Here is a 22,924-nt window from a genome sequence, read left to right as displayed (position 1 = left end):
ATATTCGGAACGACCCGCATCACGCGATGCACAATGAAGGTTTTGTTGTCCTCGCGGGCAAAACCGGGTAGCGGATTGGCCGCGGTGGTCGGCGGCGTTCAGCGATGGGCTATATTGAAGATTGCCACGCAGCTTGCGGAGCGAAGGGCGGACGTTATCGGTTCCCCCGAAATTTAAGCAGCACTAGTAAGGAAGAACTTATGCACGCATTTGAGGCAACGCAGACCTACTTCAACCGCGCCACTCGGCATATCGACATGAGTGACAGCATGCGGGAGAGCTTGCAGATGTCGAAGCGGGAACTGCAGGTGCAAGTCTCCTTCCACAAGGACGATGGCAGCGTGATGAATTGCGTCGGCTATCGAGTGCAGCACAACAACAGTCGTGGACCGATGAAAGGTGGACTCCGCTTCCACCACGAAGTCAATCTGGACGAAGTCCGCGCGTTGGCCAGTTTGATGACCTGGAAGACCGCCGTTGTCGACCTTCCCTACGGCGGAGCCAAGGGGGGGATCGGCGTGAACCCGAAGACGCTCAGCGCATCGGAGATGGAACGGATGACGCGGGCCTTCGTCGATCAGATCCACGACGTAATCGGCCCCGACACCGACATTCCGGCTCCCGACATGGGAACCGATCACCGCACGATGGCCTGGATCCGTAACCAATGGGAAAAGTACCACGGCTTTAATCCCGCAGTGATCACCGGCAAACCGGTCGAAGAGTATGGAGCCAAGGGACGCGAGGAAGCGACCGGCCGCGGAGTGGGGCTGCTGACCTTCAAGCTGATTAAACGCAAGGGGCGTCGCCCAGCGGAATCGCCAATCGCGATCCAGGGCTTTGGAAACGTGGGGTCGCACGCCGCCAAGTTCTTGCACGAAGCCGAGTTTCCAATCGTGGCGGTCAGCGACGTCAGCGGTACCTATTATGATCCGCGTGGTCTGGACATTCCGCATCTGCTGCGGCACACCCTGATGCACAAAGGATCGTTGGAGGGGTTTAAGGAGTGTGAACGATTGCCTGGCGAGGCGCTGTTGCAGACCGATTGTGAGGTGCTGATTCCGGCAGCGTTGGGGGGCGTGATCACCGGAGAAAACGTCGATCAGATCAAAGCCAAGATCATCATCGAAGCTGCTAACGGGCCGATCTGGCCCGATGCCGACGAGCAATTGAACGAACGCGATGTGATCGTTCTGCCCGATATCCTCGCCAACGCCGGGGGTGTTACCGTCAGTTACTTCGAGTGGGTGCAGAACCGCCAGCACTATCGTTGGAGTCTCGATCGAGTGCGTCAGGAACTCGACCGCACGCTCAGCGAAGCGTTTGAAAACGTGTGGCATACCTCGCAAGAGAAAAACATCTCGTTGCGCGAAGCGGCGTTTGGCGTCGGCATTCAGCGAGTCAAGCGAGCCACCGAACTCTCGGGTTCGTTCTGACCGAGCCATCCGTAAAACGCGCGATCGCAGACGGGTGAGTTGCCTCTGCTGGGGGGGCAGCGGTCGATTGTGTGTATCGATGTATGTTCCCTCGTCGGAGGGCGTCGAGCGGTTGCGCGAACGTTTCCGGTGGCATTCGCTGCGCTGAAATCATCGGCTACCGCATTTGCCCCCTGCGGGATCGATCGTTGGCGTTCCCGGATAAGAAACGTTTGATGCCTGTCCTCAATCGCATGTGATCCGCACCGGATCCGTATTGTGCCTGTCCTCGATCGCGTTTAGTGCCTTTCCCCGTTGCGATCGGTGCCTGTCCCAAACGCGATCGATCCGTGGCAATCCTGTTCATGCCTGTCCCCAATCACCCAATCAGCTCCCCGTTCCACGCCTGTCCCTGAACCCGTCGGAAACCACCTGGTCGGTTGGGAGGGCGGTCCCCGATGCAATACATGCCTGTCCCCAATCCCGCCTGCCTAATCCCGCATGTACGGAGCGGTTGGTGCCTGTCCCCGTTGCGGTTTGTGCCTGTCCCAAACACGATCCACCCGCGCCAATCCAGTTGATGCCTGTCCCCAATTCCCACCAATCACCCAATCAGCTCCCCGTTCTACGCCTGTCCCTGAACCCGTCGGAAACCGACTAGTCGGTTGGGGGGGCGGTCCCCGGTGCAATTCACGCCTGTCCCCAATCCGATCCCCAATCGGATCGCAAGTCACCCAATCGGATAGTATGCTCCGTGCCCGGAGGGGGGGGGCGGCGATTAGCGGCGCAGCTCCGGAATGCCATGCCAAACTCGCGCGACGCTCCCTGAGGGATCGCAGATTTTTGTGTGACCCCGTCGGGGGCATCGATCGGATACGTGAACGTTTCCGGTGGTGTTCGCTCTGCTCAAACCACCGGCTACCGTCTGTGATCCCTGCGGGATCGATCGTTGGCATCGATCGCCACGGAACGTTTTGTGCCTGTCCTCAAACGCGCTCAAACGCGATTCGATCGAGCCTGATCCGTTTCCATGCCTGTCCCCGATCGTGTTCGCTCTAGTCAAACCACCGGCTACCGTCTGTGATCCCTGCGGGATCGATCTTGGGGCACCTGCCACGGAACGTTTTGTGCCTGTTCTCAAACACGATTCGATCGAACCTGATCCGTTTCGTGCCTGTCCCCAATCGCGCTCAAACGCATCCTCAAACGCGATTCGATCACACCCGATCCGTTTCGTGCCTGTCCTCAATCGCCCCAATCGCGGCCTAATCGCGTTCCGTATCGTGCCTGTCCTCGATCACAGTGCCTGTCCTCGATTGCACCGGCTGCCGGTTTTGAGCTCTGCGGGGTGGGCGACTTGCTGCAAACAATGCGGAGCTACTGACAGTACTTACTCGGTGGGGGGCCTCGGCAATTGCCTTGAGGAGCCAGATTGAACTGTGTGGCGATCGATGGAAAGCGATTCCATCCGCCTCAGCTGGCTAAGAAGAAAGCAAACATTGCCCGACTAGGACTCGAACCTAGAATGACGGTACCAAAAACCGTAGTGTTGCCATTACACCATCGGGCAGTTGTTGCTGTGCAAAGTCTACCCGAAAAGATCGGTTTTGGGTAACAGGGGTTCACAGGATTTTTGCCAATTTTCTTGAGGCAATTTTTGGCCCCAGGCGATGCGATCGCTACCAACGGATCTGCATCTGGGTGACGATCTGATTTGCTAGATCGTCGATCGACTCTTGGAACGCGGTGGCACCGGTTTGGCCCGCTTCGGGAACCATCCGGCTGCTCTGCCGAAAATAGAACGCCAGTTGGCCGGGCGGGAGGATCCGGTTTTCCATCAATACGGTTCCCTGGCGATTGACCCAGCTGGCTTGAACGGCGACGGCGTTGTCGAGAGCTCGCGGTTCGTCGGTATTGGTTTCGGTCAAAACTTGTTTGCTGTCGGCGATCACGCGGCAGGTGAGCACGCTGTCGGCGCTCGGATCGCCGGTGACTTTAAATGGCGTTCGCTGTTCGATCGCCTTCTGGACCGCTTCGGTCAACCGAACGCCCAGGTCGTGGCGGAACGAATCGTTTCGGATCACCGGAACGTAGACCGTGCGGACGTCGTTGCGGTAGAGCGACTGATTTCCCAACTGGTAGCCCGCGCAGCCGCCAGCGGTTACCAGCAGGCAGACGCAGCCGAGCCACAGGGTGCGGGAGTTATCAAACAAAGCGTTTATCGATCTCACTGGAATGATTACCTAAGCATGTTGCTTGGATTGCCGACCATGATCGGTTTCGCCGGCTCGCTGTCGGGGAACATTTTGTGCAACCAAGCCAGGCGTTGCGGCGGCGTGTCGGGTTTCCCTTCGATCGCCGTCAAACGTTCGCGAGCTGTATCGGCATAACTGGTCTTGGGATGGTCTTGGATCAACTGGCGGTAATAAAACTTCGCCGCACCGTGTTCGGAGCGTAGCTCGCGGAACTGGGCTCGCGAATAGAGTCGTTCGGCTAGCAGGTGATCGATCTCGGCAGCCGCTTTGCTAACAAGTTCGCGGTTCTCCGGCTTTTGCAATTCGGTGGCAAAGTGACGCTGCATCCGTTTGACAAGGTCGTCAGCTTCGTTGAGGACGGTGCCGCTGTACTTCGGCCCCTGGTAGATCTTCAGTTTGCACTTCAGCCCAAACAGGTGCGCATTAAATTGGTGATCGCTGTCGGGGAACGATTCCCGCAGATCCGAAAAGAAGCCGTCGGCGGTGGTCCACTTCTGGCGTTCGAAGTATTCCAGGCCGGCAGCCATCGTGGCATCATCGGCCAGTTTTCCGGTCGGGGCGTCGTAGCGAATCTGATCCAAGAGTTTGATTCCCGAACCGTCGACGTCCAGCGCCGGCAAGCGGTGGTCGGTCAGGTTGACCGGCAGAATCTGCGGACTCTGCTTGTCGACAGCCAGCCAATATTTGGCGATCTCGAACCGGCGAGCGACGACGCGATCGATGTGCCGGCTGCGCGGATGACTCTCCAACAGCTCGCCATACATCTTGTCGGCTTCGGGGAAGTCGTCGGCAAAGAAGTAGCTTTCGCCGGCCATCATCAGCGCATCCTCTTCGAGCGCCGAATCCTTCCATTCCTTGGAGGCTTTGATGAACGAAGCGGCAGCTTGGCGGAACTGTTTCATCCGCGGTTTGCCCTCGGCGGCGGCGGCTTGTTCGAACAACGCCTCACCCTCGCGATACAGTTCCCGCGCTTTGGGGCGATTCGCTGGTCCCTTGCCGGTGACGTAGTCGGTCAAAGCGACCGCGGGGTTGCGTTTGTCTTCGATCTCAGCGATCTGATCGGCGTCGGTGGCTTCCGTTGGCGGAGGAAGCTCTTGTGCCACCAGGCCATCGCTCCACGGAGTATTTTGAAAAGATTGGCAGCCGGGGACGGCAATCAATCCGATCGCGAGCAGCGTGTAGATATTCATTCGCATGATCGACTTCCATGTCGCTGAGCTGAAAAAAGTAGTCCTTGGCAAATCGGTCGCTGGCAACATCTGATTTGCAACGGCGCTCTACCCCCGGACGCGGATGCCGTCGATCAATCGAGGCATCTTTAATTCATGTCCGACGTGATGCGACATATATCGACGCAGTACGCCGCGTAGTTCGCCGTTTAGTTGGTTTTTCTGAGTTTGGTTTGCTGAACGAGCTCCGCCCGGTTCGTCGATTCGCTGTCGCATCGCGTCGCGCGCCTGCTTTGAAAGCATTACAACCTGCCGCGATCGAGGGCGGCAAGCATCGCATAACACGCCGCCGCTGATCATCCCGAAGGCGACGCGCGCAGCGTCCGCGACCGTCTTGCCACAGGTGGCGCAGACGTCCATCGACGGAGCGTGTCCAAGTGTTTTTAAAGCTTGCAATTCAAAGGTCGCTACGAGGTCCAATAGTTCGCCGGGGATCAGGTCGGCGCTATCGATCTTTTTTAACGTCCACAACGACAGGTCGAACAGATCGGGATGGGGTTCATCCGATTCGGTCAGTTCCCGCAGAAGTTCAAAGATGTAGTAGCCAACGTACAGTTGTGGCAACGATTTATTGGCCGCGCGAAACCGGCGTTCCAGTTTGGCTTCGGTCAATAGATCCAAGGCATCCGAGGACTTCTTGATGAACACTACGCGACAATGGCAACCCAGGTCAATCGCGCCTTCGAAAGCACTTTTGGGGCGATAGGCTCCTTTGGCGAGCGCCGAAATCTTTCCGAAATCCCGCGTCAGCATCGTCAACACGACGCTCGATTCGCTGAACGGGACGATGCGGAGAATGATAGCCTCCGTTTTTTCGCTGGACATCGTTTCTCAAATCCATCCGCTGCGCGAACCGAAGTCTCCTCCAGCGTCGCTGTCTGCTCGAGAGCTATTCGCCCAGGTCGCCGATCATCGCCAAGAAATCAGCCATCTCGGCCGCCGCGTGGGCATCGTCCTGAGCTCGCGCCTGTTCGATGCCGTCGCGCAACATCGATCTCGCTTCGTCGGTCCGGTCGAGATCGACCAACTGTTGCGCAGCCATAAAAAAGGCTGGTACATAGGGGGGCGTATCGCCCGTCATTTCGACCAATTGGCGAATGCTTGCTTCGTTATCCCCTTCGCTGCGCAGCTCCATCGCCAGGCTGTACCGCAAGAAAGTGTCTTGCGGTTCATCCTTCAACATCGCCTCGATCTGTTCGCGTCGACTCATCGTTCCATTACCAAAAAAAGGAGGGAGGGGGCGGATTGCAAGCATTCCAACGGCCGCGTTATCTGAACAATCCGCAGATTTGATTCAATTTAACACGTTGTCGCTCCGATAATCAGAGACCATAGGATCTGAATTTCACTCGTCGGAGAGTCGTGCGCATGTCACGTTTCGCGAAACTGTCAATCGTTTTGTTCGCCTGCTTGCTGGGCGTTGCTTCGGCAAACGGCCAGACAAATCAGCCCACAACGGACGCATCGGCTCAGCAATATCCAAACAACATCCAGCAGGTGGTTGGCAAACAGCCAAGCAGCCGCTCGAGTTCCGGGCAAAGCAGCTCGCAAAGCTCCGGGATCGGCGTCTTGAGCCGATTGTTCGGCGGCGGGTCCAACAACGAAGCGAGCAGCAATCGCAACCAGCCGTCGCAACCGCTGCGGACCGCGTCGCGACCGACAAACAATTCGTCGCAGCCGTTCCCCTCGCCGTTCATTCCGACGCCGTCGAGTTCTTACGACGCTGCACCTTCTGCTGCGCAACCGAAAGCGATTCCGTACGTCGCACCGGGCCAGCCGCAACCGCTGTTGGATCCCGAGGATCGCCGAGCGATGCTGGAACGCCAACAGGCCGCCGAAGCAGCGATCCCACAAGCTGACAACTACGACGATGCCAACTCGATGACAGTCGAGACCTACAGCGCGGGCTCCTCATCGCAAGGCCAGTCGATGTCGATCGATGATAGCTTTTCGACTTCGTCGAGCAGCCGTCGCGCCGATCGCCGAACCTCTTTTTCCGCTTCCGAATCGGTTGAGGTGGAAACCTTCACTCGCGACGACACGCCAGTTGTGCGAACGCCTTCGGTGCCGCGGAAGCCGTTGCCGGGCAGCCGTTCCGACGTCGAAGAAGTTGTCGAGCAGGAAGAGATCGAACTGGCGATGCCACAATCGGCGACTCCATTAGAAGTCATCAACACCAGCCCAAGCGAGATCGCACCGGCGGAAACCACGCGAATCGCACGAGCCCCATCGCACGACGCCGATGCCCAATTCGAGCACGACGCCCAGTTGTCGCTGGAGCCACAAAACAGCTTTACCGCTCGCGATTCTGCGCCGCGATCGTCCAACCGACGTTCGTCGACATCTCGCGCCGTGATCGGTGGCGTGCCGGCATCGCCGACCTATCAGGTCCCCGCGCGAACCGAAACCGAACCGACCGACAACGCTCCCACGGTAGCTAAGAAGGCTACAAAAACTGTCGAAGCTCCGGCTCCTGAACCGGCCGAACCGGCCGAGCCGGCTGAGACGGCTGAAGTCACCGTCGAGGCTCGCGATCACAACGGGCAGATGATGATGTCCGAGATCCCGATGATCCGCGTGCTGACTCACGGTCCCGAAGAGATCCAAATCAATCAAGTCGCAGAGTACACGATCGTTGTCGAGAACAAGGGGACGATCGATGCACCGGGCGTGATGATCCGCGCTTCGCTGCCTCAATGGGCAGCCGTTCGCAGCCATCAAACGACCGCTGGCGACGTCGAACCGGAGCCACATCAAGGCGAGCGACGAATGATCTGGCAGATCAACAGTTTGCCGGCTGGGAAAAGCGAAACGTTGACGCTGCGAATCGCCGCTGAAAAGGCAGAAACCTTCGACGTCGGCGTCGAATGGACTGTGCTGCCTCAACAGCGAACCGCACAAGTCCGCGTTCAACAACCTCTGGTTCAATTGGTTGTCGAAGGGCCCGATGAAGTCGTCTTCGGCGAATCACGCGTCTATACCGTTCGCGTAATGAACCCCGGCAGCGGCGTCGCTCACGACGTTTCGTTTACGCTGTCGCCAAATTCCGCGACGCCACAGAACCAACGGATCGGTTCGATCCCGCCAGGCAAAGAAGCTCAGTTCGAGATCGAATTGACAGCTCAAGACCGCGGCGGATTGGAGATCCACGGCTTGGCGACCGGAGCAAACGATCTTCGCAACGAAGCGATCAAGAAGATCCGCGTCTTGACCGCCGACCTGGTTGCGACGCTGACCGGGCCTCCCGTGAAGTACCACAACACGCTGGCGAACTATCATCTGACGATCAACAACGCGGGCACCGCGACCAGCAACGACGTGGTCGCAGTGCTGCGATTGCCCGAGGGCGTCGTCTACAAGTCGGGCATCCCGGGGGCTGAGTTTGTCGACGAATTCCTCCGCTGGAAAGTCGACGAACTGGCACCAGGTGCTTCGGTCGACTTCGACCTTCAGTGCGAACTGGCAGGCGTCGGGTCGCATGTGTTGGCCTTCGAATGCCGCGGTTCGGCCGCTGGTCGTGCGACGGTCTCGCTGACAACGGAAGTCGAAGCGATCGCCGACCTCGTGCTAACGATCAACGACCCCGTCGCTCCGGCACCCGTTGGTGAAGAGGTGAACTACGAGATCGTGATCCGCAACCGTGGTACTCGCGCCGCCGAAGGGGTGAAAGTTATCGCACAGTTCAGCAACGGCATCGAACCGATCAAGGTTGCCGGGCACGCTGGCGAACTTGTCCCCGGCCAAGTCCTGTTCGATGCGATCCCACGAATCGATGCGGGAGAGCAGGTGAAATTGAGCGTTCGCGCCAAAGCGATGAACGCAGCTCACCACCGCTTCCGCGCCGAAGTGACCGCTGGCGAGACGATCCTGGTCGCCGAGGAAGCGACTCGCTACATCGAGATCTCCAAGGATCGGATTAGCCGCCAGAGCAACAGCTCGGCAAACCAACGCTAAGCGGCAGACTGCCGTCGAGTTTGCCAGCTCGAACGAATCTCTTGAGGCCAGGCTGTTTGCAGCCTGGCCTTTTTTGTTTGCCCAGCGAAGCTGGCAAACCCAGTCGGTGCTTGTCACCGACCAAGCCCTGTTCATGGGGAATTGAATCCGATTCGCAAGGGTTCCGCCGGTGACTGCGGGTCTGAAGGAAGCGATAGGATGACGATGGAACGTAGCGAAAGCGAACCCGATTCGGCTGCCGGCGGGGGCGAGCGTGCAAAAAGTCGCGATGCCCGATACATGAACAGCCGCCGGAAGTGTTTGGGGACGTCATCATCGTCAGGGAGCCAGTGCAGTAACTGGGGAGACCTGACATTATCCGTGGCCGCGTTAGCTCCCCCAAAGGCGAAGCGTGAGAAGCCGGTAAGGTCGCTTCAAGTGGAAACACAAGAAGCGATCGATGTGGTGTCAGGAGTCAGATGAACCCGTAGTAGTGAATAAGTCGCGGCCCGTGAAAGCTGGTAACAGTCTGGAGGACAAAACCGTGGCGACGACGTGCAAAGCATCGGCGGTAACCGAAGCGAGTCACGCCGGACAGAGATGACTCAAAAGGTCATCACTGGATGCGAAGGGGTGAAGTTTTACTTGTGATTGGAGAGAACACCGAAAACGAGCAATCGGCAGCCGACACAATCCGAGAAGATCGAAGGTCTCGGGGAACGGTCCACAGTGGCGATGCGGGGAACTGCTGAGCTGCTCGATTCGTCCGTCGGCGTGGAAGTAACTCAGCAAACTCGACGCCTCGCGATTGTCCTTTACTGGAATAGCACACGAGGCGTCCGCTGAGTGAACCGCCACCCTGCCAACCGATTCGACAGAAAGCGATCGACCCAACGAAAGACCACCGACCGACAGTCATGAAGCGAACCTACTACAGCCTCTACGACCGACTGCTTGATCGCCGAGCTTTGGCTCGCGCGTTCGAGAAAGTCCGACGTGCCAAGGGTGCACCTGGCATCGACGGGCAAGCGATCGATGCGTTTGAAGCTGATTTACTGGGGGAGCTGACGCGGTTGGTGAGCGAACTGCGGAGCAAGACTTACCGGCCCAGTGCGGTCCGCCGAGTTTCGATTCCGAAACCGGAAGGCGGCCAGCGGCATCTTGGCATCCCAACAGTTCGCGACCGAGTCGTCCAGCAAGCGTTGCTGGACATCCTGCAGCCGATCTTTGATCCTGACTTTCATCCATCAAGCTACGGTTACCGACCGGGCCGCAGTTGCCAACAGGCGGTTGCCAAAGCAACGATGTTCATCCGGCGATATGGTCTCGACCAAGTCGTCGATATGGATCTCTCGAAATGCTTTGACCGGTTGGATCACGGCTTGATTCTCTCGTCGATCCGTCGTCGGGTGACCGATGGCAGCATTTTGAATCTGATCAAAATGTTTTTGACCAGCGGAGTGATGAACGAAGGTGTCTGGGATGCGACGGAGCTTGGCAGCCCGCAAGGCGGTGTTGTCAGTCCCCTGATCGCCAATATTTACCTGGATGCTTTCGATCAGGAGATGATGCGTCGTGGTTACCGAATCGTTCGGTACGCCGACGACATTCTGATCCTGTGTCGGAGCAAGCGATCGGCGGCTCATGCGATGAGCGTTGCAGTGGAGATTCTGGAAGGTGATTTGAAGTTGACCGTCAATCGCGATAAGACGCACCTGACTTCAGCCTGTGAGGGTGTGAAGTTCTTGGGCGTCGTGATCGGCAGCATGCACACTCGCATTGCTGCCGAGAAAGTCGCGGCCTTCAAGGCGAAGGTCAAAGTGATCACTCGCAAGAACAGCCCGGTGAACTTGGAGAAGGTCATTGCTGACCTGAATCCGGTGCTTCGTGGCTGGGGCAGCTACTTCCGGATGGCGAACTGCAAAGGTCTGTATCGCGAGTTGGCTAGATGGATTCGGCGACGATTACGGGCCAAGCAACTCGCGTTGTGGAAGAAACCGACGCGTCTGATTCGCCGCTTGCGGCAGGTCGGCGTTCGTGGTGACCTCCAGAAGATGCGAATGACCGCGTGGCGTACGTCGCGTAGTTCTTACGCCAGTATGGCCATCAGCAATGGCTTCCTGGCGGAACTTGGCCTGTTTGACTTGACCGAATTGGAGACCGGAGTCCTTCCTGGATTAACCTAGGCAAGTAAAACAGGAGCCGTATACGGACCCGTACGTACGGTTCTGTGAGAGGGCTGAGTCAGCGGTCGCTCCGCTGGCTCACCCTACTCGATATTGCGCGACAGTCGATCGGCCGGTTGTCGATGCAAGTCCTTGCGGCGGCAGCGTTTATGCCACGCGAATCTATCGTGAGAGCGGCCAATGTCGGCGCGGAAAATCGGGGGCGATACCGACCTTACCAAAGTCGCCGCGCTTTGGTAAACTCTCGACCTCCGCTGCGGAAACGCGGCGGATTAGCCAATCACCTGGGGGTGTGGCGGAACTGGCAGACGCGCTGGATTTAGGATCCAGTGCCTTTATGGCGTGCAGGTTCGATTCCTGTCACCCCCATCGTTTTCTTGAAGTCGCAGTTGCGGCGTCGCGTCGCCGACGCAAGCTTCTTTCCGACGAGTAGGCCCCGGCGTTATAGAGTGCCCATTGCCAAAGTTGCAGTGGTTGCGTCGCTCCGCCGCCGCAAGCTTCTCTTCAATTAAGAGACGTCACCAACTGCCGTGCCCATCGCTGAAACGCATTTGCGTTGGCGGCTATTCAGTCGACGAGCGATCCCCAGATTGCAGAACCGGACGCTAACGCGTGGCGGTTTAGTCACAACGAGCTTCCTTGGATTAGCCGTTTGGGCGTTCGCCCCGGTTTAGTGGCAGCGGAACCGGGGCTAACGCCCAATCGGCTGATTAAACCGACGAGCCGGACGCGAGCGCGTGGCTGCTGATGCCTTTGATCGGAGCGTGGTTTTGATCGTGCAGCGTTTAGAAACGCCGCGACCTATCGCCCGGCATGCTTTCCAGAAAGGCCACGCCACCGATTGGGCGTGACCAGGGAGAATGGGGTGTTGATTCGCTAGCGAGTTAGACCCGTGTCTTACCGTTGAATTTCCAGCCGACATCGGCTTTGGAAACCACGTTGCAGTGCGTTGCCACTTTCCACAAGGCCTTGTGGATCGGAGTGGGATCGTATAGGTAGAGATCGGGGAAGGCGTTTTTGAGCGCCTCGGTCGCACGGACCGCGTTGTAGTGTGGGATCCGGGCGTCGATGTGATGGGCGACGTGGGTGCTGCCGATCCGATGGTGCAAGAAATCGAAGACCGGTCCGTAGGGACGATCGATCGTCATGAAAGCACCTTTGACCCAGGTCCATTCGTCTTCATCGAAGTGCGGGACGTCGACATCGGTGTGTTGCAGCCAGGTGTAAAGGACCAACCAAGCATTCGTGAACAGGTAGGGGCCGACATAAACGGCTAGCACGGGCAGGAATGAACCTTCCGCGTACGCCCACCAACCCAATAGGCCTAGCGTTGCGAGCACTCCCAAATCGGACAGCCAAACCTTGGTTCGCCACTTGCCGGGGAACATCGCCGCCGAAAACGGCTTCGCTGGCCAGAAGTGATTGGTCACGCCGCGAGCCGGTCCGCCGCTGGCACCCGTCAAAAGATAGACGGGCCAGCCGACCAATAGACGTGCGACCATGATCACGACGGCAAACGCTTCGTCTCCCATAATCTCTTGCCAACGGATCCAAGCCTTCCCCGCCGCGGTCGTGTCGCGGGTCGGCACAAACGTCTCGCCCAGATCCATGTGATTGGTACGAGCGTGGTGCAGAGCATGGCTGCGCTGCCACGAGAAGTAGGGAACCAGAAGAGCCGAGTGCAAGGTGAAGCCGACGGCGTCTTGATACCAATTGTGTTTGCTGAACGCGCGGTGGCCGCATTCATGGGCGATTACCCAGCATCCGGTGGCGATTGTGCCGGTCACGGCGGCGTACGCAATCCAGGCTGGCAGCCACGCCCAGGTCATCGGCAGGAACAGGTAGGCCAACAGGCCGCTGCCGACGGTTAACACGATCGAGATGACCATGTAGACCGACGACTTAAAGGTGTTTCGATCGAAACAGTCCTCGGGGATCGCCGCCAGAACTTGTTTGCGGGTGGGAAGCGGCGCGCTCTCTTGCGAGCTGTTCAGCCCTGGTGACGCGTCTTCGGGTTCCATCACAATCGACACGGGGCAGTTTCCTGTTGTGGGAGTGATGCGGTTTGCAACCGCCGGAACGGACTGAAAAGGAGGAATTGCAATGCGAGCGTGGGCTTGAAGATGATCTTCGCGAGCCTCCCCTTGCATCGAGACCGGGCTACGTTAGCAGAATCGAAATGGGGCAAAAAGTGGTTCGCTGCGGATCGTTCAAACGGTTACTTTTTCGTTACACTTCTGATACCTAAGCGGGGTTAAGGGGACCAATTTCAGCGACCAGGTAACCCTTGCGGCCACGATTTCTGCAGCCTTTGGCAGGCTGAATCCTCGCCGCCGCCGACGTCCGACTTCACCATCGTCGGCGGACCCTTTAGACTGCCAGTGCGTCCCCCTTTGTTTGCACCGCTTCCGCGTCTCAGGTCTCAATGCCCGCTCCGCCGCATCTAGCCCAAACGCTCCGCTCGCGCACGAAACACTTCCGATCGTCCAGTCGATCGCTGTTTCTGGCGGTGCTGGTCGGGGTTACCGTCGGTTTGGGAGCTGTCGTTTTTCAGTTCCTGGGGCATCTGGTCGTCAGGTTTTCGTTGGTCCAATACGCCGGATACGCCCCTCCCGAAGCGACCGGCGAAGGCACTCCCTTCACCCACCCGCCGACGACGCTTGTGCCGTGGATGATCGTGGTCGTGATGGTCTGTGGAGCTCTGGTCGCCGGGTGGATGGTCTACCAATTTGCGCCCGAAGCGGCGGGGCCGGGAACTGATGCGGCGATCGATGCGTTCCACAATCAGCACGGCAAGATCGCCGCCCGGGTTCCGTTTGTCAAAACTATCGCCAGCGCGATCGCGTTGGGGACGGGAACCAGCGGCGGCCGCGAGGGACCGATCTGCCAGATTGGGGCGGGGATCGGATCGATGGTCGCCCAACGCCTGCAATTGTCGCCGCGCGATCGGCGGATCTTGCTAGCCGCGGGGATGGGAGCCGGTGTGGGAGCGCTCTTCCGAGCCCCGTTGGCCGGAGCGGTTTTCGCCGCCGAGATCCTCTATAGCGATGCCGAACTGGAAGCCGATGTGATCGTTCCGGCGGCAACTTCGTCGGTGATCGCCTACAGCATTTACACCCAATCGCTCCCGCCGGAAGTCCGTTTTCAGCCGCTGTTTGGGATCAAGGTGGAGCACGCGATCAGTGGTCCGTTGGAGTTGATCCCCTACCTGATGTTGGCCTGTGCTTTGATCCCCGTCGGGATCGCGTATGTGCAGATGTTTTATGGTTCGCAGTGGGCGTTTGAACGCTTGCCCGTGCGGCCTCACGTGCGGCCGGCGATCGGTGCGTTGTTCGCCGGGATCGTCGGAGTCGGCTTCTATTATTTAGCCGGCCAGCAGATGAGTGCGTTGGCGGTGTTGGGGAGCGGTTCGGGGACGCTTCAAGAGGCGGTGCATCATTCGCTGCGATTGGGCCCGCCCCTGTTGATCGCGATCGCGCTGGTCAAGATTGTGACGACTTCGCTTTCGATCGGCAGCGGCAGCCCGGGCGGAGTCTTTGGTCCGTCGATGGTGATCGGCGGTTGCTTCAGCGCCGGCCTGGGACTGTATCTGCACGATTGGATGCCCAACTTGGCTCCTCATCCCGAGGCGTTTGCGATCGTTGGAATGGCTGGTTTTTTTGCGGGCGTTTCCAACGCACCGATCTCGACGATCATCATGGTTCGCGCCCTGACAGGCGACTTTGGATTGCTGGTTCCAACGATGTTGGTCACCACGATCACCTTCGGTTTCGGCCGCCGATCGCGGTTGTATCGCAAACAGGTCCCGACGCGGATGGATTCCCCCGCCCACCGCGGCGACTTTATCGTCGATGTCTTGGACGGCGTGCAGGTCCGCGGAACCTATCGCCCGATCGACAGCTATTCTCTGATTCACGAATCGATGTCGTTGGACGAAATCGTCCACCGCCTAGCCGACAACCACCAACACTACTTCCCCGTCGTCGACGCCGATCGCAACATGGTTGGGATCTTCACCGACGACGACGTCCGGTCGTATCTGTTTCACGATGCGATCTGGAAACTGGCCAACGCCAGCGATGTGATGACAACCAACGTCGTCTCGGTCACTCCCGACGACGACCTGAATACTGCGTTGGGGCATTTCACGGCGCTGAATCTGGAGGAGTTGCCGGTGGTCGAGGATCATCAGTCGCAGCGGCTGTTGGGAATGTTGCGTCGCCGCGAAACGATCGCCACCTACAATCGCCGGATCCGCGAGCACAAAGAGGGCACTCGCGAATAAACGCCCTGCCGTCTATCGTATCGATCCCACGCTCGATGCCAATTTGAACCACTCCCACCTTGCGATGGATCGTCGCCGAGAAACCTTATGCTCTATCAACGCCTTGCTACTTCGGCAGTCTTGATTTCCATTGTCGTGGCCCTGATTTACCTCGATCATCGCTTCCCTACCGGCGGGCTGTGGTTGCTTCCGCTGCTGTTGTTCTTTTCCGTTGGGACCGCGATCGATGTGACGCGATTGTGGCGGAGTGCCAATTATCCAGTTCGTCCCTTGCCGACGAAAATCGGCGTGGCGATCGTCGTCTTGATCGCAAGCGTTCCCATGTTGTGGCCGCTGTCGGGCGAGCTCTATCCGGCCGATTGCCCTGTCGGACGACTGGGCTGGATCTCCGTCGGAGCGATTGTTGCGTTGGGGCTTGCAATCGGGAACGAGATGTTTCGCTATCGCCCGGGCGAGACGGGAGCTGCCGGTTGTGTGATGACAGCTTCATTTACGATCCTCTACATCGGCGTGCCGATGGCATTCCTGGTGGCGATTCGATGTTTGGGATCTTCCCACTGGGGACTGGCCGCATTGATCAGTCTGGTCGCGGCGACGAAAGCTGCCGATGCGGGAGCCTATTTCACGGGACGTGCGATCGGACGGCATAAGCTGATCCCGCGGCTCAGTCCCGGCAAGACGATCGAAGGAGCGCTCGGCGGCGTCGCGGCTTCGATCGGCGTCAGCTTTGCGATGTTCCACTGGCTGATCCCGGCACTCACCGGTACTCCGATCGATTACCCGATCTGGGGCCCGATCGCCTTTGGGCTGGTCTGCAGCAATTGCGGGATGTTTGGCGACCTAGCTGAATCGTTGATGAAACGCGACTCGGGAGCCAAAGACAGCGGCAATCTGCTGCCCGGCCTCGGCGGCGTCTGGGACGTCACCGATTCGTTGATCGCCACCGCCCTGCCCGGCTTCCTCTGCTTCGCGATCGGAGTCGCCGGCGCTCCGGTCTAGCTCTCCGGCACTACATCTCGTTTAACCGCGTGGGCAACGCCCCGCGCGTTCTCACGTGGTAATGAAGCGTCTCGGATTTTACGGATCGCCAACGCGATGCGCATTGGTGGACTCGTGCGACGCGCGCCCCGCTGGGCACGCGATTAAACGATTCACCGTCGCTGCCTTCGTTTAACCGCGTGGGCAACGCCCCGCGCGTTCTCACGTGGTAATGAAGCGTCTCGGATTTTACGGATCGCCAACGCGATGCGCTTTGTTGGACTCGTGCGACGCGCGGCCCGCTGGGCACGCGGTTAAACGATTCACCGTCGCTGCTCTCGTTTAACCGCGCGGGCAGCGCCCCGCGCGTTCTCCCGCGGTAATGAATCGCCTCGGATCCTACGGATCGCCAACGCGATGCGTTTGGTTGGACTCGTGCGACGCGCGGCCCGTTGGGCACGCGGTTAAACGATCGGGACCGCATTCACCGTCGCTGCCTTCGTTTAACCGCGCGGGCAACGCCCCGCGCGTTTTCGCGTGGTAATGAAGCGTCTCGGATCTTACGGATCGCCAACGCGATGCGTTTGGTTGGACTCGTGCGACGCGCGGCCCGTTGGGCACGCGGTTAAACGATTCACCGTCATCGCTCTCGTTTAACCGCGTGGGCAACGCCCCGCACGTTCTCGATGCTGCAACGATTGCCCAGCCCCTTCGACTACCAGCCCAAGATGTAGGCGAACATCAACGGGGCGACGATCGATGCGTCGCTCTGGATCATGAACTTCGGCGCTTCGCCCGACAGTTTGCACCAGGTGATCTTTTCGTTAGGGACGGCGCCGCTGTAGCCGCCGTAGCTGGTCACGGCGTCGCTGATCTGGCAGAAGTAGCTCCACAGTGGAATGTCCAGCTTCAGATCTTGGATCATCGTCGGCACGACGCAGATCGCGAAATCGCCAGCGATCCCGCCGCCGACTTGGAAGAATCCAATCTCCGCACCGCTGTTGGTCTGTTCCTGATACCAACCGATCAGTTTCGACATCTGTTCGGTTCCGCTGCGCATCGCGCGGTGCGAACTGACGACGCCCTGCGTCACGCGTGCTGCAAAGATGTTGCCCAGAGTCGAATCTTCGATGCCGGGGACAAAGATCGGCAAGCCCTTCTCTTTGGCGGCCAGCATCCAGCTGTTCTCTTTCGGAATTTGGAACAGCGGTTCCAGCGTCGGATCGTCCAACAGTTCGTACATGAATTCGTACGGGAAGCGCGGCCGATCGTTGTCGGCGGCGTCCTGCCACAGCGTCAGCAAGCGGCCTTCGATGTTCCGCATCACGGTTTCGGGGATGCAGGTGTCGGTGACGCGATTAAAACCCTGGTTGAGCAATTCGACTTCGTCTTCAGTCGACAGGGCACGCCAGTTGGGGACGATCTTGTATTCGTCGTGAGCCATTAGGTTGAAGATGTCTTCTTCCAGGTTGGCCGCGGTGCAGCTGATCGCGTGGACCTTGTCTTGGCGAATCATTTCAGCCAACGAACGGCCGATCTCGCCGGTGCTCATCGCTCCAGCCAGCGAAACCATCATCTTGTTGCCCGAGGCCAACTGATCTTTATAAGCCTGCGCCGCCGCGACGGTCTCCCGAGCGTTGAAGTGGCGAAAATGGTCGTCCATGAATTTGGAAATGTTTGACATTGCAGAACTCCGCCAAGGGTTGAATCGTGTAAATCGCTTGCCACACCGGCCAGAATGGCCCTGTCTACCGAAAGATGCTTGGCGCTCAAATGCCAAGAGCTATTTAGCGAACAATTAAACGGCTTTGTATGACTCCGCTCAAGGGGACGCTGGCAGAGCGATTAAGTGTTTGAGCTGATACCTCCGATTGAGACGCCGGTTTGCCCGGGGACTCCATCTCGTACCGGCGGCAAAAGCTTGTAAACTGTGAGCATGTCCACCGCTGCGGCGATCGCGCGGCGGATGCCCGCTGAAATCGAACGTTTCCCCACCCAACGATCAGAATTCAAGAGAAGTCTCATGTCACGTACCCTCAGCCTCACGCTCAGCTTTGTGTTTGTCGCGATCTCCATCGGTTGTGGCGGCGGAGACCAACCGGCCGCTACCGAACCTGCGGCAACCGATTCGCAACCCGCAGCCGCACCAGCACCTGCTGCAACCGACGCACCCGCCGAAACCACGCCGGCTCCCGCAGCCGCCGCGACCAGCAGTGCTGAAGGCCCCGGCAGCGGTTCGGAATTTAACGTGCCGCCAAATCTCGGTACCGAACCTGTCGAAAACACGACTCCCGAAAACGTGGAACCCGAATTTAAGCTGCCTCCCGCCACGGACAACTAAACCGCGGCTCCCTTCGGATCTGTTAAACAAACCGTGTCCCAAGACGATATCTACGCGCTCCCTCTCGAAAACGTTGGCGACTTTCAGTTCGACCGACGCGTTGTCGATGTCTTCCCCGACATGATCTCGCGGAGCGTTCCCGGGTACGGTTCGATCCTTTCGATGATCGGCGAACTGGCCCAGCAATACGCCGTCGCCGACACGAATATCTACGACCTGGGATGTTCGCTGGGGGCGGCGACGCGGATCATCAGCCGACGTGTCCCCAGCAGTTGCACGATCCAGGCGGTCGATTCCTCCTCCGCGATGATCGCCCGGTTGCGAGAACTGTTGGCCGCCGAAGCGATCCAAGGATGTGAGGTCGCGTTGCACGAAGCCGATCTGGCCGCGGTGCCGATCGATCGAGCCAGCTTTGTCGTGCTCAACTTCACTTTGCAATTTGTCCCCGCGGCGGAGCGGCGATCGGTTCTGCAAACGATCTTCGACGGAATGTTGCCCGGCGGCGCGCTGGTCCTTTCGGAGAAGATCAGCTTCGACGATCCGCAGGAACAATTGCGGCTGACCGAACTGCATCATGCCTTCAAAAGAGCCAACGGTTACAGCGAACTCGAGATCGCTCAAAAACGGACGGCGCTCGAAAAGATGATGGTCCCCGAGACGCTTGCGACGCATCGCACCCGGCTTGCCGACGTCGGCTTCGCAACCGTCGTTCCTTGGTTCCAATGCTTTAATTTTACGTCGATCTTGGCGGTAAAATGATGATCGATTCCAAGAGCTCCCGCGGTGCCGTTGTGTTTCTACTTGCTTGCGGTTTCGGCGATCAGAAACGTTGATCGGTTCTATGTGCACCCGCGGTGTCATCGTGTTCCTACTTGTTTGCGGTTTCGGCTATAAAAATGATGTTGGGTATCGAAGGACTGTTGGCCGAATTGGAATCCGAGGGACACGCTGGCTGGGCGGAAACGCTGCGTCAGCGGGCTCGCGAATTCGAGCACGATGCAGCGCATGGGCTGTGGCCGCAGTGGACTCAGGCGATTTGTGATCTTCCCGCAGTCGAATCGGTGACGGCCGACTTCGGTCTGCCGGCGGTAACGCTTTCCGGCGAGATCAGCCCGGAAGATCAGCAGCGATTGCGCGAACAACTGCGGCTGTTTCATCCCTGGCGAAAGGGGCCGTTCGATCTGTTTGGGATCGCCATCGATACCGAATGGCGTAGCGATTGGAAGTGGGCTCGCGTCGCGTCGCACCTCGATTTACGGGATGCCAGCGTCTTGGATGTCGGTTGTGGCAACGGGTATTACGGTTGGCGAATGCTCGCCGCCGGGGCGCGTCGCGTGATCGGATTGGATCCGTTTCCGCTGTACATTGCACAGCATCGTGTCATCGAACATTACGTCGGCGGTTCGGCGGCGCACGTTCTTCCCGGCACCGACGCCGATCTTCCCAAGCGTCTGGAAGCGTTTGACGTCGCCTTTTCGATGGGCGTTTTGTATCACCGCACCAGCCCGATCGATCACCTGAAATCGATGCTCCAGTCGCTGCGACCGGGAGGGAAATTGGTGCTGGAAACGTTGATCATCGATCATCCCGATTCGCAGGTTCTGATTCCCGAGGGACGTTACGCCAAGATGCGGAACGTCTGGTTTATCCCATCGCTGACGATGCTCGAGCGTTTTCTTTCCCGTTGTGGATTCCGCGATATCGAAGTCGTCGACGTCTGCGTCACGACGACCGAAGAACAGCGGCGGACTGAGTGGATGGAGTTCGAATCGCTATCCGATTTCCTCTCTCCCGATCAAACGACCACGATCGAAGGACACCCGCTGCCAACTCGCGCAACCGTCGTCGCCTCACGCGGTTAACGCGAGCATCAAATCGCAAGTTCCACCGTCTACGCTACGTTGCGAAGGCTCGACCTCTGGCGGTGTTTAGGGCTGGATTTGCAGGGGATTTTTTGGGGGAGAACTCAGGGAAACCCTGTGTCGACGCCGAGGTGGCGCTTTAGGAAGACCTCAGCGGTCTCGAAAAGCTGCGCGAAGAACTGAAGTCGCCCGTCACGAAGTAGATCTTTATGTCTTCCGTAGCCGCACCCGCGAAGCAAAGCTTCAAAAAGTCGATGCCGCTGTCGGTTTGGGTTACCATGTTGGCTAACCTTCCCTCCCGCGATACTCTCCCTACCCTCCTCTGGAGACCTGCATGTCCTCCCCGAATCCACGTCGTCAATTTTTGCAATCATCGGCTGCCGGAGCGCTGGGAGCGTTGATCGCCCAGCAGTGGTGGGCCAGCGGAGCAATGGGGCAATCCGAACCGGCGGCGATGACGCCGCTGAATCGTTTTCCCCGGATGATGCAGGAATATTACGTCGACCGGATGCGGGAATTTCATGATAAACGTGTCGCGCGGCTCGATGCCATCGAAACGCAGGCCGATGCGGAAGCGTACGTGAAGTCGTGCCAAACGCGGGTGCGAGAATGCTTCGGACCGCGGCCCGAGAAGACGCCGCTGAATCCACAAATCACAGGAGTCGTCCAACGCGATGGGTATCGAATCGAGAATCTGATCTTCGAGAGTCGCCCCGGTTTTTTGGTGACTGCCAATCTCTATATCCCAACCAATGTCGAAGGCCCACGCCCGGCGGTTGTCGGCACCTGCGGTCACTCTCACAATGGGAAAGCCGAGGAAGCCTATCAGTCGTTCTCGCAGGGACTCGCCAAAAAAGGTTATGTCTGCCTGATCTACGATCCGATCGGTCAAGGCGAACGGTTGCAGTATGTCGACGAACATCTGAAGTCGCACGTCGGCGTGGGAGTTCGCGAGCATCTGTTGGCTGGGAATCAGCAGTTCCTGACGGGCGAGTCGTTCAGTATGTGGAGAGCCTGGGATGGCATTCGAGCCTTCGATTATCTGCTCACCCGCCCCGAGGTCGATCCGTCGCAGATCGGTGTGACTGGGAATTCGGGAGGCGGAACGATGACCACGCTGTTGGCCGGAGTCGACCAGCGGTGGGCGATGGCCGCTCCATCCTGTTACGTGACGTCGTTCGTTCGGAACCTGGAGAACGAGTTGCCGACGGACACCGAACAATGCCCTCCCAATGCACTCGCTCTGGGCCTAGATCACGAAGACTTTTTGGCCGCGCTGGCTCCCAAACCGGTCATCATCCTGGCCAAGGAGCAGGACTTCTTCGACGTCCGCGGTGCGGAACAAGCTTACGAGCGACTGAAGCGTCTCTACACCAAGCTTGGGAAAGAGGAGAACATCGGTCTGTTCGTGGGGCCGACGCGTCACGGTTTTACTCTAGAGAATCGCGAGGCGATGTACGGTTGGTTCAATCGCGCCACCGGCAGCGATGGCGATCCGGCAGAGCCCGAGATGACGATCGAAGACGATAAGACCTTGTGGTGCACTCCCGATGGCCAGGTCAGCGAGTTGGGTTCGAAGACGGTCCAACAGTTCACGCGCGAAACGGCCGCCAAGTTGGCGGAGAGTCGAGGCGAGATCGGGGCAAAGCCGCTGAAGAAGATGGTCCACGATTGGTTGGGGGATCGAAAGCCACTGGACGATCCGCACTATCGGATCTTGCGAAACCGCCGCGATCGCAAGTATCCTCGCAAGTACGTCGCCGCATATGTGATCGAGACCGAACCACGCGTGCAAGCGTTGGTCTATCGAATCGACAACGACTGGCATTTCTCGCGACCGCCCAAGGATAAGCGTCAGGCGATCCTGTATGTGTCGCATCACTCGTCCGATGCGGAGCTACGCGAAAACGAACTGCTTGGTAAAGCGATCGCCGAAAATCCCGACACGCCCGTCTTCACGGTCGACCTGCGTGGGATGGGGGAATCGCAACCCGATACCGCCGACGTCAATTCCTATCTGTCCGCGTACGGTTCCGATTACATGTATGCGATTCACGGAGTGATGTTCCGCGACGAATACCCGCGGCAACGGACGTTCGATCTTCTGACGGTCCTCAACTGGCTGCAGTCCTTCGGCCACGACGGAGTCCATTTGATCGGAAACGGTTGGGGAGCGATCCCGGCGACGTTTGCGGCGGTGTTGTCGCCGGTCGTGAAGCAGGTCACGCTGCAACACGCTCTCACGTCGTATACCGATCTTGCATCGGCGGAGACTTACAAGTGGCCGCTGTCGTCGATGGTCCCCGGAATCTTGCAGCGGTTCGACCTGCCCGACTGCTACCGCTTCCTGGAATCGAAACAGTTGAAGCAGATCGATCCCTGGGGGCCTAACTTCGACGAACCGCACGATGAACCAAGCTGATCCGCTGGTGAAGATCCT

The 22,924-nt window shown here is 58.6% G+C and carries 15 protein-coding genes and 2 tRNA genes; 10 read left to right on the top strand and 7 right to left on the bottom strand.

Annotated features, from left to right (window positions below):
• Positions 1–200: 200 nt before the first annotated feature.
• Positions 201–1,436 carry a Glu/Leu/Phe/Val family dehydrogenase gene (locus CA51_RS19885; RefSeq protein WP_145122933.1) on the top strand — a complete coding sequence of 412 codons (1,236 nt, stop codon included), beginning with the start codon at positions 201–203 and terminating at the stop codon, positions 1,434–1,436.
• A gap of 1,478 nt (positions 1,437–2,914) precedes the next feature.
• Here CA51_RS19885 and CA51_RS19880 read toward each other — a convergent pair.
• The 5 genes from CA51_RS19880 to CA51_RS19860 all read right to left on the bottom strand — a co-directional run bounded on the left by CA51_RS19880 (position 2,915) and on the right by CA51_RS19860 (position 6,109).
• Positions 2,915–2,985 (bottom strand) — tRNA-Gln (locus CA51_RS19880).
• 109 nt (positions 2,986–3,094) lie between these two features.
• Positions 3,095–3,628 (bottom strand): LPS assembly lipoprotein LptE, encoded by a 534-nt coding sequence (gene lptE, locus CA51_RS19875; protein WP_231745799.1) that lies wholly within the window; start codon positions 3,626–3,628, stop codon positions 3,095–3,097.
• A gap of 26 nt (positions 3,629–3,654) precedes the next feature.
• On the bottom strand, positions 3,655–4,866 hold the full coding sequence (locus tag CA51_RS19870; RefSeq protein ID WP_197451333.1) for a tetratricopeptide repeat protein: 1,212 nt from the start codon (positions 4,864–4,866) through the stop codon (positions 3,655–3,657).
• 81 nt (positions 4,867–4,947) lie between these two features.
• Positions 4,948–5,724, bottom strand: coding sequence for a DNA repair protein RecO (gene recO / locus CA51_RS19865; protein WP_145122931.1), 777 nt, complete (start codon positions 5,722–5,724; stop codon positions 4,948–4,950).
• A 64-nt stretch (positions 5,725–5,788) separates the two neighbouring features.
• A complete protein-coding gene (locus CA51_RS19860) occupies positions 5,789–6,109 on the bottom strand; it encodes a tetratricopeptide repeat protein (RefSeq protein WP_145122930.1) in 321 nt (106 codons plus the stop codon).
• Positions 6,110–6,267: 158 nt separating this feature from the next.
• On the opposite strand from CA51_RS19860, the gene CA51_RS19855 reads away from it, so the two are divergent.
• The 3 genes from CA51_RS19855 (at position 6,268) to CA51_RS19845 (ending at position 11,387) form a co-directional block, all read left to right on the top strand.
• Positions 6,268–8,853, top strand: a complete 2,586-nt coding sequence (locus CA51_RS19855) for a COG1361 family protein (RefSeq protein WP_145122929.1) — start codon at positions 6,268–6,270, stop codon at positions 8,851–8,853.
• Between the two features lie 896 nt (positions 8,854–9,749).
• Positions 9,750–11,018 carry a group II intron reverse transcriptase/maturase gene (gene ltrA, locus CA51_RS19850; RefSeq protein ID WP_145117258.1) on the top strand — a complete coding sequence of 423 codons (1,269 nt, stop codon included), beginning with the start codon at positions 9,750–9,752 and terminating at the stop codon, positions 11,016–11,018.
• Positions 11,019–11,304: 286 nt separating this feature from the next.
• A tRNA-Leu gene (locus CA51_RS19845) sits at positions 11,305–11,387 on the top strand.
• Positions 11,388–11,902: 515 nt separating this feature from the next.
• Here CA51_RS19845 and CA51_RS19840 read toward each other — a convergent pair.
• On the bottom strand, positions 11,903–13,051 hold the full coding sequence (locus CA51_RS19840; protein ID WP_197451332.1) for a fatty acid desaturase: 1,149 nt from the start codon (positions 13,049–13,051) through the stop codon (positions 11,903–11,905).
• 392 nt (positions 13,052–13,443) lie between these two features.
• On the opposite strand from CA51_RS19840, the gene CA51_RS19835 reads away from it, so the two are divergent.
• On the top strand, positions 13,444–15,303 hold the full coding sequence (locus CA51_RS19835; protein WP_145122928.1) for a chloride channel protein: 1,860 nt from the start codon (positions 13,444–13,446) through the stop codon (positions 15,301–15,303).
• Positions 15,304–15,438: 135 nt separating this feature from the next.
• A complete protein-coding gene (locus tag CA51_RS19830; RefSeq protein WP_231745798.1) occupies positions 15,439–16,302 on the top strand; it encodes a phosphatidate cytidylyltransferase in 864 nt (287 codons plus the stop codon).
• A 694-nt stretch (positions 16,303–16,996) separates the two neighbouring features.
• On the opposite strand, the gene CA51_RS19825 is transcribed toward CA51_RS19830, so the two are convergent.
• Positions 16,997–17,965: a deoxyhypusine synthase family protein gene (locus tag CA51_RS19825; RefSeq protein WP_145122926.1), complete on the bottom strand. Its 969-nt coding sequence runs from the start codon at positions 17,963–17,965 to the stop codon at positions 16,997–16,999.
• A 339-nt stretch (positions 17,966–18,304) separates the two neighbouring features.
• Here CA51_RS19825 and CA51_RS19820 point away from each other — a divergent pair, with 339 nt between their 5' ends.
• The 4 genes from CA51_RS19820 to CA51_RS19805 all read left to right on the top strand — a co-directional run bounded on the left by CA51_RS19820 (position 18,305) and on the right by CA51_RS19805 (position 22,906).
• Positions 18,305–18,622 carry a hypothetical protein gene (locus CA51_RS19820; protein ID WP_145122925.1) on the top strand — a complete coding sequence of 106 codons (318 nt, stop codon included), beginning with the start codon at positions 18,305–18,307 and terminating at the stop codon, positions 18,620–18,622.
• A 33-nt stretch (positions 18,623–18,655) separates the two neighbouring features.
• On the top strand, positions 18,656–19,381 hold the full coding sequence (cmoA, locus tag CA51_RS19815) for a carboxy-S-adenosyl-L-methionine synthase CmoA (protein WP_145122924.1): 726 nt from the start codon (positions 18,656–18,658) through the stop codon (positions 19,379–19,381).
• A gap of 137 nt (positions 19,382–19,518) precedes the next feature.
• The gene (gene cmoB / locus CA51_RS19810; protein ID WP_145122923.1) at positions 19,519–20,484 is read left to right on the top strand and encodes a tRNA 5-methoxyuridine(34)/uridine 5-oxyacetic acid(34) synthase CmoB; all 966 of its coding nucleotides are present in this window, start codon (positions 19,519–19,521) and stop codon (positions 20,482–20,484) included.
• Between the two features lie 334 nt (positions 20,485–20,818).
• The gene (locus CA51_RS19805; RefSeq protein ID WP_145122922.1) at positions 20,819–22,906 is read left to right on the top strand and encodes an alpha/beta hydrolase family protein; all 2,088 of its coding nucleotides are present in this window, start codon (positions 20,819–20,821) and stop codon (positions 22,904–22,906) included.
• Positions 22,907–22,924 lie beyond the last annotated feature (18 nt).

Origin of the sequence: Rosistilla oblonga (assembly GCF_007751715.1) — a bacterium.
In the GTDB taxonomy this organism is placed as follows: Bacteria; Planctomycetota; Planctomycetia; order Pirellulales; family Pirellulaceae; genus Rosistilla; species Rosistilla oblonga.
This window is presented reverse-complemented; position numbering and strand designations above follow the sequence as displayed.

Bases quoted from the DNA above. Each gene is read 5' to 3' on its own strand.
- cmoB (WP_145122923.1), top strand. From the start codon at position 19,519: ATGATGTTGGGTATCGAAGGACTGTTGGCCGAATTGGAATCCGAGGGA.
- CA51_RS19860 (WP_145122930.1), bottom strand. From the start codon at position 6,109: ATGAGTCGACGCGAACAGATCGAGGCGATGTTGAAGGATGAACCGCAA.
- CA51_RS19805 (WP_145122922.1), top strand. From the start codon at position 20,819: ATGTCCTCCCCGAATCCACGTCGTCAATTTTTGCAATCATCGGCTGCC.
- CA51_RS19885 (WP_145122933.1), top strand. From the start codon at position 201: ATGCACGCATTTGAGGCAACGCAGACCTACTTCAACCGCGCCACTCGG.
- CA51_RS19820 (WP_145122925.1), top strand. From the start codon at position 18,305: ATGTCACGTACCCTCAGCCTCACGCTCAGCTTTGTGTTTGTCGCGATC.
- CA51_RS19870 (WP_197451333.1), bottom strand. From the start codon at position 4,866: ATGCGAATGAATATCTACACGCTGCTCGCGATCGGATTGATTGCCGTC.
- CA51_RS19855 (WP_145122929.1), top strand. From the start codon at position 6,268: ATGTCACGTTTCGCGAAACTGTCAATCGTTTTGTTCGCCTGCTTGCTG.
- CA51_RS19825 (WP_145122926.1), bottom strand. From the start codon at position 17,965: ATGTCAAACATTTCCAAATTCATGGACGACCATTTTCGCCACTTCAAC.
- CA51_RS19835 (WP_145122928.1), top strand. From the start codon at position 13,444: ATGCCCGCTCCGCCGCATCTAGCCCAAACGCTCCGCTCGCGCACGAAA.
- ltrA (WP_145117258.1), top strand. From the start codon at position 9,750: ATGAAGCGAACCTACTACAGCCTCTACGACCGACTGCTTGATCGCCGA.
- recO (WP_145122931.1), bottom strand. From the start codon at position 5,724: ATGTCCAGCGAAAAAACGGAGGCTATCATTCTCCGCATCGTCCCGTTC.